This window comes from Streptomyces sp. NPDC101178 (assembly GCF_044767965.1).
Lineage (GTDB): Bacteria > Actinomycetota > Actinomycetes > Streptomycetales > Streptomycetaceae > Streptomyces.
In genome coordinates this window covers 55941-70791 of the sequence record NZ_JBIWOZ010000012.1, presented here as the reverse complement: position 1 = coordinate 70791, position 14851 = coordinate 55941, and the positions used below count along the sequence as shown (strand labels likewise).

General features: G+C 71.3%; 12 protein-coding genes. 7 read left to right on the top strand and 5 right to left on the bottom strand.

Annotated elements, in window-relative coordinates; genetic code table 11:
* The first annotated feature begins 21 nt into the window (after window positions 1-21).
* Window positions 22-1167: a DivIVA domain-containing protein gene (locus ACIRR8_RS28715; protein ID WP_324793327.1), complete on the top strand. Its 1146-nt coding sequence runs from the start codon at window positions 22-24 to the stop codon at window positions 1165-1167.
* 329 nt (window positions 1168-1496) lie between these two features.
* Here the strand turns inward: ACIRR8_RS28715 and ileS are convergent, their stop codons facing one another.
* Window positions 1497-4640 carry an isoleucine--tRNA ligase gene (ileS, locus tag ACIRR8_RS28710; RefSeq protein ID WP_404070222.1) on the bottom strand — a complete coding sequence of 1048 codons (3144 nt, stop codon included), beginning with the start codon at window positions 4638-4640 and terminating at the stop codon, window positions 1497-1499.
* 576 nt (window positions 4641-5216) lie between these two features.
* Here ileS and ACIRR8_RS28705 point away from each other — a divergent pair.
* From ACIRR8_RS28705 to ACIRR8_RS28685, 5 genes are all read left to right on the top strand, one after another.
* Entirely contained in the window at window positions 5217-6002 is a 786-nt protein-coding gene (locus ACIRR8_RS28705; protein WP_404070220.1) for a TraR/DksA family transcriptional regulator, read from the top strand.
* A 58-nt stretch (window positions 6003-6060) separates the two neighbouring features.
* Window positions 6061-6651: a signal peptidase II gene (gene lspA, locus ACIRR8_RS28700; RefSeq protein ID WP_404070218.1), complete on the top strand. Its 591-nt coding sequence runs from the start codon at window positions 6061-6063 to the stop codon at window positions 6649-6651.
* Between the two features lie 43 nt (window positions 6652-6694).
* Entirely contained in the window at window positions 6695-7636 is a 942-nt protein-coding gene (locus tag ACIRR8_RS28695) for an RluA family pseudouridine synthase (protein ID WP_003969718.1), read from the top strand.
* A complete protein-coding gene (locus ACIRR8_RS28690) occupies window positions 7633-8106 on the top strand; it encodes a GNAT family N-acetyltransferase (RefSeq protein WP_404070216.1) in 474 nt (157 codons plus the stop codon). The genes ACIRR8_RS28695 and ACIRR8_RS28690 overlap by 4 nt, the downstream gene beginning before the upstream one ends.
* Window positions 8107-8316: 210 nt before the next feature.
* Entirely contained in the window at window positions 8317-9903 is a 1587-nt protein-coding gene (locus ACIRR8_RS28685) for a Na+/H+ antiporter (RefSeq protein ID WP_404070214.1), read from the top strand.
* 12 nt (window positions 9904-9915) lie between these two features.
* Here ACIRR8_RS28685 and ACIRR8_RS28680 read toward each other — a convergent pair whose 3' ends face one another.
* Complete coding sequence (locus ACIRR8_RS28680; protein ID WP_404070212.1) at window positions 9916-11067, bottom strand: mechanosensitive ion channel family protein; 1152 nt, start codon at window positions 11065-11067, stop codon at window positions 9916-9918.
* Window positions 11068-11104: 37 nt separating this feature from the next.
* Here ACIRR8_RS28680 and ACIRR8_RS28675 point away from each other — a divergent pair, with 37 nt between their 5' ends.
* On the top strand, window positions 11105-11683 hold the full coding sequence (locus ACIRR8_RS28675) for a dienelactone hydrolase family protein (RefSeq protein WP_404070210.1): 579 nt from the start codon (window positions 11105-11107) through the stop codon (window positions 11681-11683).
* 59 nt (window positions 11684-11742) lie between these two features.
* Here ACIRR8_RS28675 and ACIRR8_RS28670 read toward each other — a convergent pair whose 3' ends face one another.
* From ACIRR8_RS28670 to ACIRR8_RS28660, 3 genes are all read right to left on the bottom strand, one after another.
* A complete protein-coding gene (locus tag ACIRR8_RS28670; protein ID WP_404070208.1) occupies window positions 11743-12558 on the bottom strand; it encodes a DsbA family protein in 816 nt (271 codons plus the stop codon).
* 65 nt (window positions 12559-12623) lie between these two features.
* Window positions 12624-13355, bottom strand: a complete 732-nt coding sequence (locus ACIRR8_RS28665) for a hypothetical protein (RefSeq protein WP_404070206.1) — start codon at window positions 13353-13355, stop codon at window positions 12624-12626.
* Between the two features lie 80 nt (window positions 13356-13435).
* Window positions 13436-14761, bottom strand: a complete 1326-nt coding sequence (locus ACIRR8_RS28660; protein WP_404070204.1) for a DUF2252 domain-containing protein — start codon at window positions 14759-14761, stop codon at window positions 13436-13438.
* Window positions 14762-14851: the final 90 nt, after the last annotated feature.

Sequence of the window (14851 nt, the reverse complement as noted above, 5' to 3'; positions counted from 1 at the left end):
CTACGTAGAGGTGAAGAAGAGATGCCGTTGACCCCCGAGGACGTGCGGAACAAGCAGTTCACGACCGTCCGCCTCCGAGAAGGCTATGACGAGGACGAGGTCGATGCCTTTCTCGACGAGGTCGAATCGGAGCTGACCCGTCTGCTCCGTGAGAACGAGGACCTGCGCGCCAAGTTGGCCGCCGCGACGCGTGCCGCCGCGCAGAACCAGCAGCAGCAACAGCAGCAGGGTATGCGCAAGCCCCCGGAGCAGCAGGATCGCCCGGGCGCTCCCGTACCCGCCGCCATATCTGGACCGCCGCAGCAGCAGCAGCCCCCGCAGATGGGTCCGCCCCAGCTGCCCGGTGGCGCGCCGCAGCTGCCCGCCGGCCCCAGCGGCCACGGCCCCCAGGGCGGCCACGGCGGCCCGCAGGGTCAGGGCCCGATGCAGGGCGGCCCCATGGGCGGTCCGATGGGCGGCCCCATGGGTCAGCACCCCCAGCAGCAGATGCAGCAAATGCAGCAGATGCAGCAGCCGCAGATGCAGCAGCAGGGTCAGGGCCCCGGTGGCGACAGCGCCGCCCGTGTCCTCTCGCTCGCGCAGCAGACCGCCGACCAGGCGATCGCGGAGGCCCGTTCCGAGGCCAACAAGATCGTCGGCGAGGCGCGCAGCCGTGCCGAGGGTCTGGAGCGCGACGCCCGTGCCAAGGCGGACGCCCTGGAGCGGGACGCGCAGGAGAAGCACCGCGTGGCGATGGGCTCGCTGGAGTCGGCCCGCGCGACGCTGGAGCGCAAGGTCGAGGACCTGCGGGGCTTCGAGCGCGAGTACCGCACGCGACTGAAGTCCTACCTGGAGAGCCAGCTGCGTCAGCTGGAGACCCAGTCGGACGACTCGCTCGCCCCGCCGCGGACGCCGGCGACGGCCTCGCTGCCGCCGTCCCCCTCGCTGGCTCCGGCCGGTGCGGGTGCGATGGGTCACTCCATGGGCAGCTCCAACCACGGCGGCCACGGTGGCCAGCAGATGGGTGGCGGCCAGTCCATGGGCGGTGCGCCGTCCTACGGCGGGCAGCAGCAGATGTCGCCCGCGATGACGCAGCCGATGGCGCCGGTTCGGCCTCAGGCGCCGCAGCCGATGCAGCAGGCGCCGTCGCCGATGCGTGGGTTCCTGATCGACGAGGACGACAACTGATCGGTGCGCGCTCGCTGAGCGCGTAGCCGTCGGCAGTCAGAGGGCCGGGCCCCGGGGTTTTCCCCGGGGCCCGGCCCTCTGCCGCGGGCGGTGGCCGGTGTGACCGGGGCGCCTGCGGCGGGCTGTTCCCCTACCCGCCCCTTCCCGAAACCGGAGCTGCGCCCCGGGCCCCCTCTGTCCTCAAGCGCCGGACGGGCTTGATTTCGGGGCGCTGCCCCGGACCTCGCTCCTCAAGCGCCGGAGGGGCTTGATCTCGGGGCGGAGCCCCTGAGGGGTACGACGAAGGGCCCGGCCGGAACGTATCCGGCCGGGCCCTCAGGCGTACGGACCTACCGCTTGCGCAGGCGGAACACCAGGGCCAGGCCCTCGTCCTCGAACGGGGCACCGTAGGAGTCGTCCGCCTCGCCCTCCGCGTAGTCCACCGCCAGGACCTCCTCGGAGATCAGCGGCGCGTGCTCCGTGAGGGCCTCCGCCGTGGCCGGGGACGTCGTGGTCCAGCGGACGGCGATGCGGTCCGCCACGTCCAGGCCGCTGTTCTTGCGGGCCTCCTGGATCAGGCGGATCGCGTCACGGGCCAGGCCCGCGCGGCGCAGTTCCGGGGTGATCTCCAGGTCCAGGGCCACCGTCGCGCCGGCGTCCGAGGCGACCGACCAGCCCTCGCGCGGGGTCTCCGTGATGATCACCTCGTCGGGGGAGAGCGTGATGCTCTCGCCCTCCACCTCGACCGACGCCGTGCCCTCGCGCAGGGCCGACGAGAGCGCCGCCGCGTCCGCCTCGGCCACCGCCTTGGCCACCGCCTGCACGCCCTTGCCGAACCGCTTGCCGAGCGCCCGGAAGTTCGCCTTCGCCGTCGTGTCGACCAGCGAGCCGCCGACCTCCGAGAGGGAGGCGAGTGATGTGACGTTCAGCTCCTCCGTGATCTGCGCGCGCAGCTCGGCGGGGAGAGCGTCGAAGCCCGCCGCCGCCACCAGCGCCCGCGACAGCGGCTGGCGGGTCTTCACGCCCGACTCCGCGCGCGTCGCGCGGCCCAGCTCCACCAGGCGGCGCACCAGCGCCATCTGGGTCGACAGGGTCGGGTCGATCGCCGTCGTGTCCGGCGTCGGCCAGGAGGACAGGTGTACCGACTCCGGGGCCTCCGGCGTGACCGGCGCGATCAGGTCCTGCCAGACCCGCTCCGTGATGAACGGGACCAGCGGCGCCATCAGCCGCGTCACCGTCTCCACGACCTCGTGCAGCGTGCGCAGCGCCGCCTTGTCGCCCTGCCAGAAGCGGCGGCGCGAGCGGCGGACGTACCAGTTGGAGAGGTCGTCCACGAACGCCGAGAGCAGCTTGCCGGCGCGCTGGGTGTCGTAACTCTCCATCGCGACCGTCATCTGGTCGACCAGCGCGCCCAGTTCGCTCAGCAGCCAGCGGTCCAGGACCGTGCGGTCCGCCGGGGCCGGGTCGGCCGCCGACGGGGCCCAGGACGAGGTGCGCGCGTACAGGGCCTGGAACGCGACCGTGTTCCAGTACGTCAGGAGCGTCTTGCGGACGACCTCCTGGATCGTGCCGTGGCCCACCCGCCGCGCCGCCCACGGGGAGCCGCCCGCCGCCATGAACCACCGCACCGCGTCCGCCCCGTGCTGGTCCATCAGCGGGATCGGCTGGAGGATGTTGCCCAGGTGCTTGGACATCTTGCGGCCGTCCTCGGCGAGGATGTGGCCCAGGCAGACCACGTTCTCGTACGAGGATTTGTCGAAGACCAGCGTTCCTACCGCCATCAGCGTGTAGAACCAGCCGCGGGTCTGGTCGATGGCCTCCGAGATGAACTGCGCCGGGTAGCGGCTCTCGAAGACTTCCTTGTTCTTGTACGGGTAGCCCCACTGCGCGAACGGCATCGAACCCGAGTCGTACCAGGCGTCGATGACCTCCGGGACGCGGTACGCCTCCAGCTGGCAGTTCTCGTGCGTGCAGGTGAAGGTGATCTCGTCGATGAACGGGCGGTGGGGGTCGAGTGACGACTGGTCCCGGCCTGTCAGTTCCGTGAGTTCCGCTCGCGAGCCCACGCACGTCAGGTGGTTGTCCTCGCAGCGCCAGATCGGCAGCGGCGTGCCCCAGTAGCGGTTACGGGACAGCGCCCAGTCCACGTTGTTGTTCAGCCAGTCGCCGAAGCGGCCGTTCTTGACCGAGTCCGGGTACCAGTTGGTCTTCTCGTTCTCCTGGAGGAGACGGTCCTTGATCGCGGTCGTACGGATGTACCAGGACGGCTGCGCGTAGTAGAGCAGCGCCGTGTGGCAGCGCCAGCAGTGCGGGTAGCTGTGCTCGTACGGGACGTGGCGGAAGAGCTTGCCCCGCGCGTCCAGGTCCGCGGTGAGCGCCTCGTCGGCCTTCTTGAAGAAGACGCCGCCGACCAGGGGGAGGTCTTCCTCGAACGTGCCGTCCGGGCGGACCGGGTTGACCACCGGGAGACCGTACGCACGGCAGACCAGGAGGTCGTCCGCGCCGAACGCGGGGGACTGGTGGACCAGACCCGTACCGTCCTCGGTCGTGACGTACTCGGCGTTGACCACGTAGTGCGCCTCGGCCGGGAAGTCGACGAGGTCGAACGGGCGCTCGTACGTCCAGCGCTCCATCTCCGCGCCGGTGAACGACCGGCCGGTCGCCTCCCAGCCCTCGCCGAGCGCCTTCTCCAGGAGCGGTTCGGCGACGACGAGCTTCTCCTCGCCGTTCGTCGCGACGACGTAGCGGACCTCGGGGTGCGCGGCGACGGCCGTGTTGGAGACCAGCGTCCACGGGGTCGTCGTCCAGACCAGGAGCGCCGCCTCGCCGGCCAGCGGGCCGGAGGTCAGCGGGAAGCGGACGAAGACGGACGGGTCGACGACCGTCTCGTACCCCTGCGCCAGCTCGTGGTCGGAGAGGCCGGTGCCGCAGCGCGGGCACCAGGGGGCGACGCGGTGGTCCTGGACCAGCAGGTCCTTGTTGAAGATCTCCTTCAGCGACCACCAGACGGAGTCCACGTACTCCGGGTCCATCGTGCGGTACGCGTCGTCCAGGTCGACCCAGTACCCCATACGGGTCGTGAGCTCGGCGAAGGCGTCGGTGTGGCGGGTCACCGACTCGCGGCACCTGGCGTTGAACTCGGCGATGCCGAACGCCTCGATGTCCTTCTTGCCGTTGAAGCCCAGTTCCTTCTCCACGGCGAGCTCGACCGGCAGGCCGTGGCAGTCCCAGCCGGCCTTGCGGCCCACGTGGTAGCCCTGCATGGTGCGGAAGCGCGGGAAGACGTCCTTGAAGACGCGGGCCTCGATGTGGTGGGCGCCGGGCATGCCGTTGGCGGTGGGCGGGCCCTCGTAGAAGACCCACTCCGGGCGGCCCTCGGACTGGTCCAGGCTCTTGGCGAAGACCTTGTTCTCGAGCCAGAAGTCGAGCACGGCGTGCTCCAGCGCGGGCAGGTCGACCTGGGCGGGTACCTGGCGGTACTGCGGCGATGTCATGTGCGGCTTCCTCCGGCGGACGTCTTCCACTTCCGTCGGAGGGACGAGAGCGTCCGGCGCTCCCGCGGTACCACCCTCCTTGGCCCCGGGCGTGCGCCCGTGGCCCCCTCATTGGGGTCGCGATGCCGGGTCTACTGGCCTGGCCGTCCGTGGGCGGTGCCCATGGACCGAGGCTTTCTTCCGGCGGCTCCGGGGTGATCTTCACGACGCGCTCGCCCCCGGGCTCCCACCGTCCCCGGGTCGCTGCTGGCTGCGTACGACGCTACTCGTCCCATCCACGCCTCTCGCTGGGCCCAGTGTACGGGCCCGTACGGCTGACGGCCGACCGGTTTAACCCGGCGCCCGGGCGTGACCCGAATGGCCAGTCGGAGGCGTACGGAGTTGGGCGCGGCGGTGCGGGGGCGGTCAGGGGCGGATTACTGGGCGGGGAGCTGGGAACAACCGATGCAGACGCGCCACGACCGGGCAGGGGGAGGGGCGAAAGGGCGGCGTGCCCCGTTGCCGCGGGGCTGGGGTCGATTTATCGTCCCAGCACGATTCGCGAGCAAGATCACAATATGTGAAGGGGCCGCGGCCATGGTGGCGAAGAAGACGGCGGAAGAGACCGCGGCCGGGCAGGAGGCCGACGGGAAGCCACCGGCCGGCGAGACGTCCCAGGACGACACGGCTGCCGGGAAGACGGCCGCCAAGAAGGACGTCGCGAAGAAAACGCCCGCCAAGAAGGGTGCGGCGAAGAAGACCGCCGCCAAGAAGAGCACGACGAAGAGCGCGACCAAGAGCAGCGCGAAGAAGAGCGCGGCCAAGAAGGCTTCGAAGACGGCCGCGGAGACGGCCACGGGGGCGGCTGCGGCCGCCGAGGAGACGGGAGCCCACACGGTGGTAGCCAAGAAGAGCGCGAGTCACCCCGCAGCCGGTACGGACGAGGCGGCCGTGCCGCCGGCCCGGGCCGGCGCCGCGACCGCTCCCGGCGAACTGGCGGTACGGCCCGGGGAGGACCCCTGGACGCCCGAGGAGGTCACCGAGGCGCGCACCCTGCTGACCAGCGAGATCATGCGGCTGCGCAGCGAGCTGGAGGCCTCGGGCGCCGCGCTCGCCGGGCTGATGCGGGACTCCGGGGACGGCGCAGGCGACGACGAGGCCGACACGGGCACCAAGAACATCACGCGGGAACACGAGCTGTCGCTCGCCGCCAACGCGCAGGAGATGCTGGAACAGACCGAGCGGGCCCTCGCCCGGCTCGAAGCGGGCACCTACGGGCTCTGCGAGATCTGCGGCAAACCGATCGGCAAGGCACGGATGCAGGCATTTCCCCGCGCCACCCTCTGCGTCGAGGACAAACAGAAGCAGGAGCGGCGCGGCTGACCCGTACAGGTGTGTCGTACCCTCGTCCTCAGTCAGGCACCTAGGTTGAGGGACTCACGTGGCAGAGGCGGAGCGCATCATCGGTACGCCGGACAATCCCGAGGCCGAGCACACGGAAGAAGGCGGCTTCACGGCCGCCGACGCCGCCGTGAACGCGGGTGTGGGCAAGCGCAAGATCCTGGCGCTCGTCGGCGTCGCGATCGTCGCCTATCTGCTGGACCTGGTCACCAAGCTGATCGTGGTCGCCAAGCTGGAGCACCAGCCGCCGATCGACATCATCGGTGACTGGCTGCAGTTCCGGGCGCTGCGCAACCCGGGGGCCGCGTTCGGGTTCGGCGAGGCGTTCACGGTGATCTTCACCATCATCGCGGCCGGCGTGATCGTGGTCGTGATCCGGCTGGCCCGCAAGCTCTACAGCCTGCCGTGGGCCATCGCCCTGGGGCTGCTCCTGGGCGGTGCGCTCGGCAACCTCACCGACCGGCTCTTCCGGGCGCCCGGCGTGTTCGAAGGGGCGGTGGTCGACTTCATCGCCCCCAAGCACTTCGCCGTCTTCAACCTCGCCGACTCCGCGATCGTCTGCGGCGGCATCCTCATCGTGATCCTCTCCTTCAAGGGCCTGGACCCCGACGGGACCGTCCACAAGGACTGACCGGGCTGCGCGGTGAGCGTTGCGCGCAAGGCATACTCGACTGGTGAGTACGCACCCCGAGATCCGCACCCTGCCCGTACCGGACGGCCTGGAAGGCGAGCGTGTCGACGCCGCCATCTCCCGGATGTTCGGTTTCTCCCGCACCAAGGCCGCCGAGCTGGCCGCCGCCGGGAAGGTCCAGGTGGACGGTTCGGTGGCCGGCAAGTCCGAGCGCGTGCACGGCGGTGCCTGGCTGGAGGTCGAGATGCCGGGCGCGCCCGCCCCGGTCCAGATCGTCGCCGAGCCCGTCGAGGGCATGGAGATCGTCCACGACGACGACGACATCGTGGTCATCATGAAGCCGGTCGGCGTCGCGGCCCACCCCAGCCCCGGCTGGACCGGCACCACCGTCATCGGGGGCCTCGCCGCCGCCGGGTACCGGATCTCGACCTCCGGCGCCGCCGAGCGCCAGGGCATCGTGCACCGCCTCGACGTCGGCACCTCCGGGCTCATGGTCGTCGCCAAGTCCGAGCGCGCCTACACGCTGCTCAAGGCCCAGTTCCGCGACCGGGTCGTCGACAAGAAGTACCACGCGCTCGTCCAGGGCCACCCGGACCCGATGAGCGGCACCATCGACGCCCCCATCGGGCGCCACCCCAACCACGACTACAAGTGGGCCGTCACCGCCGAGGGCAAGCCGTCGGTGACCCACTACGACCTGATCGAGGCGTACCGCGCCGCCAGCCTCCTGGACATCAAGCTGGAGACCGGCCGCACCCACCAGATCCGGGTCCACATGTCCGCCCACCGCCACCCGTGCGTCGGCGACCTGACGTACGGCGCCGATCCGACGCTGGCCAAGCGGCTCGGGCTGACCCGGCAGTGGCTGCACGCGGTGCGCCTGGGCTTCGAGCACCCGAGCGACGGCTCCTGGGTGGAGTTCTCCAGCACCTATCCGGCCGACCTCCAGCACGCCCTCGACACCATCTCGGCGGAGAGCCAGTGACCTCGTACACCACCCGCAGGGCCATCGAGGAGAGCGACCTCGCCGCCTGCTTCCAGGTGCGCAAGGAGGTCTTCGTCGGCGAGCAGAACGTGCCCGAGGAGATCGAGTACGACGCCTACGACCCGACAGCCGTGCACGTCCTGGCCGTGGCGGCCGACGGCACCGCCCTCGGTACGGGGCGGCTGCTGCACGGCGCCGACGCGTCCGGGAAGACCGGTGGCGACCTCACCGTCGGCTCGCTCGGCCGGCTCGCGGTGACGCGTCAGGCGCGCGGCCTCGGCGTCGGCGCCGCACTCGTGCGGGCCATCGAGGACGAGGCGGCCCGGCTCGGCCTCGCCGCCGTCGACCTGCACGCCCAGACCCACGCCCTCGGCTTCTACGAACGGCTCGGATACGTCGCGTACGGCCCCGAGTTCCCGGACGCGGGAATTCCGCACCGGGCGATGCGCCGCGAGATCGGCGCCGCCTGACCCCGCCCACCGGAGGGTTCCGGCCCGTCCACCAGGAGGTCCGGTCCCGGTCCACGGGGGGTCTCGGCCTCCTCGCGGGTCCCGCATGGCAGGGTGGAGGACCGCCCGGCCGGTGATCCGGCCGGGCTTCCTGACGGCCGTTCACCTCGGGGGGTGTCCTGGAGGACACGGTGAGCGGCCCGGAACCGTACGCTCCGGAAGGCGCCTCCCGTGGATCAAATGGCCCTGCTGCTCCTGCTGCTGCTCGGAGCCGTGGTCACGGTGCCGCTCGGCGCCCGGCTGGGGCTGCCGGCACCGGTGCTGATGACGCTGGCCGGGGTCGCCATGGCGTTCGCGCCCTTCGTGCCGAACGTCGACATCCCGCCCGAGATCATCCTCCCGGCCCTGCTGCCGCCGCTGCTCTACGCCTCCGTGCAGCGGACCTCCTGGCGCCAGTTCGCCGCCAACAAACGCCCGATCTTCCTGCTGGCCGTCGCCCTGGTCTTCGTCACCACGGCCGCCGTCGCCGCCGTCGCCAACTCCATCGTCCCCGGGCTGCCGATCGCCGCAGCCGTGGCGCTCGGCGCGCTGGTCGCCCCGCCCGACCCGGTCGCCGCGACCGCCGTGGCGGGCTCGGTCGGACTGCCGCGCCGGCTCGTCTCCATCCTGGAGGGCGAGGGGCTCTTCAACGACGTCACCGCGATCGTGCTCTACCACGTGGCCATCGCCGCGGCGGTGAGCGGCACCTTCTCGGTGCCCGAGGCCTTCGGCCTGCTGCTCCTCTCCGCCGTGGTCGCGGTCGCCGTCGGCCTCGCGCTCGGCTGGCTCACCATCAAGCTGATGGGACTGCTCGGCGACGCCACCCTCCAGGTCGGCCTGAGCCTGCTGGTGCCGTTCGCCGCCTACGTCCTGGCGGAGGAGCTGAAGGGCTCCGGCGTGCTCGCCGTCCTGACCATCGCGCTCTACCTCGCCGAGCACACCGCCGACGCCGACGACGTGCTGGGCCGGCTCACCGGACGCACCTTCTGGGAGATCGTCGACACCCTGGTCACCGGCGTGGCCTTCGGGCTGATCGGCCTGGAGCTGCACAGCGTGTTCGGCACCTCCGGCGGGCGCGAGTTCCAGATGCTCGGCTGGGGGCTGGCGATCGTCGGGGTCGTCGTCGGCGTCCGGCTGGCCTGGCTGCTGCCCGCCACCTGGCTCGCCAAGAAGCTCCACACCCGGCGGGACGTCAGCGAGGAGATCCCGACCAGCTGGCGGGAGACCGTCGTCATGTGGTGGGCCGGGATGCGCGGGGTGGCGTCCGTCGCGCTGGCGCTGGCGATCCCGCTGGAGACGGACGACGGGCAGCCCTTCCCCGGCCGCGACGAGATCATCTTCATCGCCTTCTGCGTGATCATGGTCACCCTGGTCTTCCAGGGCCTGACCCTGCCCTGGCTGGTCCGCAAGCTGCGCGTGCGCGCCGACGCGGACGCCGAGGAGGCCCTGGAGCGGGAGCTCGCTGTGCGCGCCGCCAAGGCCGCCAAGTACCGGCTCAAGGAGATCCAGGAGGTCGAGGAGTTCCCGGACGAGGTCGTGGAGCGGCTCCAGAAGGCCGCGTACGACATCGGCGCCCGGATCAACCCGGAGATCGTCGACGAGGAGCGGCGCGAGGCGTACGCGAAGCGGGCCGAGCGGTTCCAGGCGGTCAGCCGGGTCCAGCGGGAGATGATGTCGGCCGCCCGCCACGAGGTGCTCTCGGCGCGCAACGAGGCCGGCTCCGACCCCGAGGTCGTGGACCGGGTGCTGCGCTACCTGGACTTCCGCTCCCTGCGCTGAACCCGGCGGTCCTCAGCCGCGGCCCGTCCGGGGCGCCTTGGAGTCCTCCAGGTCGCGGGAGGGGCCGGAGCCGTTGCGGCCGGGCCGGGGCCGTGCCCCCGTCAGCTCCGCCCACTGCTCGCCCGGCGGCAGCGCGGCGGGGGAGCTGGCGATGCGCGGCAGCGCGTACGGGTGGTGGTCGCGCAGCCAGCCGATCAGCTGCTCGCGCACCGCGCACCGCACCGTCCAGATGTCGTCCGCGTCCTTCGCAGTGACCACCGCCCGCACCTGGATCGTGGACGGGGTCGTGTCGGTGACGGCGAGGGACCAGTCCCGGCCGTCCCACGCGGCGATGTCGCCGAGGATGTCCCGCAGCCTCTTGCGCATGGCGGCCACCGGCGCCGAGTGGTCCAGGTGGAAGAAGACCGTGCCGGTCATCTGGACCCCGCCGCGCGACCAGTTCTCGAACGGCTTGCTCGTGAAGTACGAGACCGGCATCGTGATCCGCCGCTCGTCCCACGTCCGTACCGCCAGGAACGTCAGCGTGATCTCCTCGACCGTGCCCCACTCGCCGTCCACCACCACGGTGTCGCCGATCCGGACCATGTCCCCGAACGCGATCTGGAGCCCCGCGAACAGGTTGCCGAGCGTCGACTGGGCGGCCACACCCGCGACGATGCCGAGCACACCGGCCGAGGCCAGCATCGAGGTGCCGACCCCGCGCATCGCCGGGAACGTCAGCAGCATCGCCGCGATGGCGACGACCATCACGACCGCGATGACGACGCGCTGGATCAGCGTCACCTGCGTACGGACCCGGCGGACCCGGGCAGGATCGCGGGTGGCTGTCGCGTACCGGGCGTAGCTGGCCTCGACGACCGTCGCGGCGGCCCGGACCACCAGCCAGGCCGTGGCACCGATCAGCACCAGGGAGAGGACCTGGCCGACCCCGACCCGGTGCTCCCACACCCAGGGGATCCGCGTCTGACGGTAGGAGCCGCGCAACAGCGCCGCGATGATCACCACCTGCAACGGTGGCCGGCAGCGCCGCAGCAGACCCCACAGCGGGGTCTCGTGGTGGCGGCTGTCGGCCCTGCGCAGCAGCCGGTCGACCAGCCAGCCGATCAGCAGGGTGATCACCACGGATCCGCCGAAGACGATCAGCGGGCGCAGCACGTTCTCCATCGTCCGGTCCTCCAAGCCTTGAGGCGCAACTGGCACCATGGGCCTCATGGACATCATGCTTTTCCACTCGACCTACGGGCTCACGCCCGCAGTGCACGCCGCGGCCGCACGTCTGAGGGACGCCGGCCACGAGGTGCGCGTGCCCGATCTCTTCGAGGGCCACACCTTCGACACGGTGGAGGAGGGCATGGCCTTCAAGGAGGAGGTCGGCAAGGAGGAGCTGCTGAAGCGCGCGGTGCTGGCCGCTGCGCCCTACTCCGACCAAGGGCTCGTCTACGCCGGCTTCTCGCTCGGCGCGGCGACCGCGCAGACCCTGGCGCTCGGCGACGCGAAGGCGCGCGGGCTGCTGCTCCTCCACGGCACCTCGGACATCGCGGAGAACGCCACGGTGGAGGAGCTTCCGGTCCAGCTGCACGTCGCTGACCCGGACCCCTTCGAGTCCCACGACTGGCTGAACAGCTGGTACCTCCAGATGCAGCGCACCGGCGCCGACGTGGAGATCTACCGCTACCCCGGGGCCGGCCACCTGTTCACCGACCCCGACCTCCACGACTACGACCAGGCGGCCGCCGAGCAGACCTGGAAGGTCGCGCTCGGCTTCCTGGCCACGCTGTAGAGGCCTGACGGGCCTGACGGCGGGCGGGCGAACAGGGCATGTCCGCCCGCCCGGAGGCGTTACGCCTTCAGCGCCTTGTCCACCGCCGCGGTGAAGTCGGCCGCCGTCATCGGGGCGTTGTCGCTGCCCTCCTTCGTGACCTTCTTGCCGTCCATCTTCAGCGTCGGTGTGCCCTCCACGCCGCTCTTGCCGAACGCCTCGGACATCTTCATCGCCCAGGCGTCGTACGTACCGTCCTCGACGTCCTTCTGGAAGGCCTTGTTCCCCTTGAGTCCGTCCACCGAGTCGGCGACCTCGATGAGGTAGCTGTCCTCGGCGAACTTGTCCTCGCTCTCCTGCGGGTGGAACTTCGCGGAGTACAGCGCGGCCTTGTAGTCCATGAACGCCTCGGGGCTCACGTTCAGCGCGGCGCCGAGCGCGCTCAGGGCGTTCTTGGAGCCCTCGCCGTTGTCGGTGTTGTCGATGAAGGTCGCACCGACGTACTTGACCTTGTACTTGCCGGCCTCGACGTCCTTCGCGACGGTCTCGCCGACGCCCTGCTCGAACGTGGCGCAGACCGGGCAGCGGGAGTCCTCGTACAGCTCCAGCGTCTTCTTCGCGTCGGACTTGCCGATCACCACGGTGGTGCCGTCGGTGCCGGAGGTGTTCTTCGGCGCGCTGACGTTCTTCGCGTCGGCCGCGGTCTCCCAGGCGGACGGCTTGTTCAGCTGCATCACGCCGTAGCTGATACCGCCGACGACGGCGAGGGCCGCGACGACCGAGACGCCGACGACGAGCTGCTTGCGGGTCCGGTCCTTCTTGGCCTGCGCCTCGCGCTCGGCGCGCAGCCGCTCACGGGCCGCTGCCTTGTTCTGCTGGGTGTTGCGCTTGCTCATGGTGGTGTTCTCCGTGGATGCGTGGGGAGTGGAAGGGGTGCTGCTCGGCGCCTGCCGCGCTGCCCTCAGGCAGCGGTGGCGTACGCGGTGAGCGGCGGCCCCCTCCGTCCCACGGAGTGCACGGGGAAGCGGGCCGGGGAGAGCGGGTGCACGCGCTCGGCGGCGCGCGGCAGACGGGGAGCGGACCGGACCGTTCCGCGCACCACGGCGACCGCGGTGAGCAGTGGCCGGAACGCCACCAGCGCCGCCGTGCGCACCAGCCCCGCCAGCGCCGCCTCGCCGCGCCGCAGCCAGGCGGCGGCGAGCAGCCCGACGGCCACATGCGCGGCGAGCAGCAGCCACGGCACGGCCGGACCGGGCTGCGCCAGCAGGGCCGCCGCGCGGTCGCCCGCACCCGTCATCCCGGCGAGCGGCGTGCCCACCGCGCCGACGCCCGCGATCCGGGTACCGGTCGCGCCGACCTCGCCGCCTCCGCAGAGCACGTCGAAGCCCACCGCGCGCAGCGGGCCCGCGATGGGCCCGCCGGCCGCTCCGTAACAGAGGTGCTGGCCGGTGGTGAAGAGCGTGTCGGCCGCCAGCTCCAGCGGGACCAGCAGCCCCGCGATGGCGCCGAAGCCGCGCTCCCGGCCGGCCAGCGCGTACGCCACGGTGAAGACGACGGCCGCGAGCAGCGCCACCGCCGTCAGCGGCAGCGGGACCCCGGAGAGCAGCACATGGGACGCGGTGGACAGGGTGACGACGAGCGCGGCGAACAGCGCCGCGCGCACCACCCTGAGCTGCGTACCTGAAATGTCCATCGCCGGAAAGTGTGTCATGTGCGGAGGTAAGCGGACCTTAAAAGAAGCTGAGAGTCACAGCACGGCCGGGTGCGGGCGGCCTACAACCCCGGGATCCTGCCGTTGCGGAACAGGTCCACGAAGATCTGGTGGTCCGCGCGGGCCCGGGCCCCGTAGCTGTGGGCGAAGTCGACCAGCAGCTCGCCGAACCCCTCCTCGTCGGCCGCGATGGCCGCGTCGATCGCCCGCTCCGTGGAGAACGGCACCAGCGAGTGGCCGCTCTCGTCGTCCGCCGCCGCGTGCATGGTGGCCGTGGCCCGGCCGAGGTCCGCGACGACCGCCGCGATCTCGTCCACCTCGTCGATCTCGGACCAGTCCAGGTCGACCGCGTACGGCGAGACCTCGGCGACCAGCTGTCCGGAGCCGTCCAGCTCGGTCCAGCCCAGCCACGGGTCCGCGTGCGCCTGCAGAGCGCGCTGCGAGATCACCGTACGGTGCCCCTCGTGCTGGAAGTAGTCCCGCACGGCGGCGTCCGTGATGTGCTGGGAGACCGCCGGGGTCTGCGCCTGCTTGAGGTAGATCACCACATCGTTCTCCAGGGCGTCGCTGTTGCCCTCCAGGAGGATGTTGTACGACGGCAGCCCGGCCGATCCGATGCCGATGCCCCGGCGGCCCACCACGTCCTTGACCCGGTAGGAGTCGGGACGGGTCAGGCTCGACTCCGGCAGCGTCTCCAGATAGCCGTCGAACGCGGCCAGCACCTTGTACCGCGTGGCGGCGTCCAGGTCGATCGCGCCGCCGCCGTCGGCGAAGCGGCGCTCGAAGTCGCGGATCACCGTCATCGAGTCCAGCAGCGAGAACCTGGTCAGCGAGCGGGCGGCGCGCAGCGCGTCCAGCAGCGGGCCCTGGGCGGTGTCCAGCGTGAAGGGCGGCACCTCGTCGTTCTTCGCGCCCGTCGCCAGCGCGTGGATCCGCTCCCGGTAGGCCGCGGCGAAGACCCGGACCAGGTCGGTGATCTGCTCGTCGGCCAGCGCCTTCGCGTAACCGATCAGTGCCACGGAGGCGGCGAACCGCTTCAGATCCCAGGTGAAGGGGCCCACGTACGCCTCGTCGAAGTCGTTGACGTTGAAGACGAGGCGGCCGTTGGCGTCCATGTAGGTGCCGAAATTCTCCGCGTGGAGATCACCGTGGATCCAGACCCGGCCCGTGCGCTCGTCCACATACGGACCGCCGCGCTGCTCGCGCTCAAGGTCGGTGTAGAACAGGCAGGCCGTGCCCCGGTAGAAGGCGAAGGCCGAGCCCGCCATCTTGCGGAACTTGACCCGGAAAGCGGCCGGATCGGCGGCCAGCAGCTCCCCGAAGGCGGTGTCGAAAACGGCGAGAATCTGCTCCCCGCGCTGCGCTGCGCCGGTCTGCGTTTCCGACATTTCTTGCTGCCTCCTGCTGTCGTTGGCGTACCTGCCCGGGAACCCGGTGCGTGTGACGGAGTGCATGACAAAACGGACACCCGTCCCGCT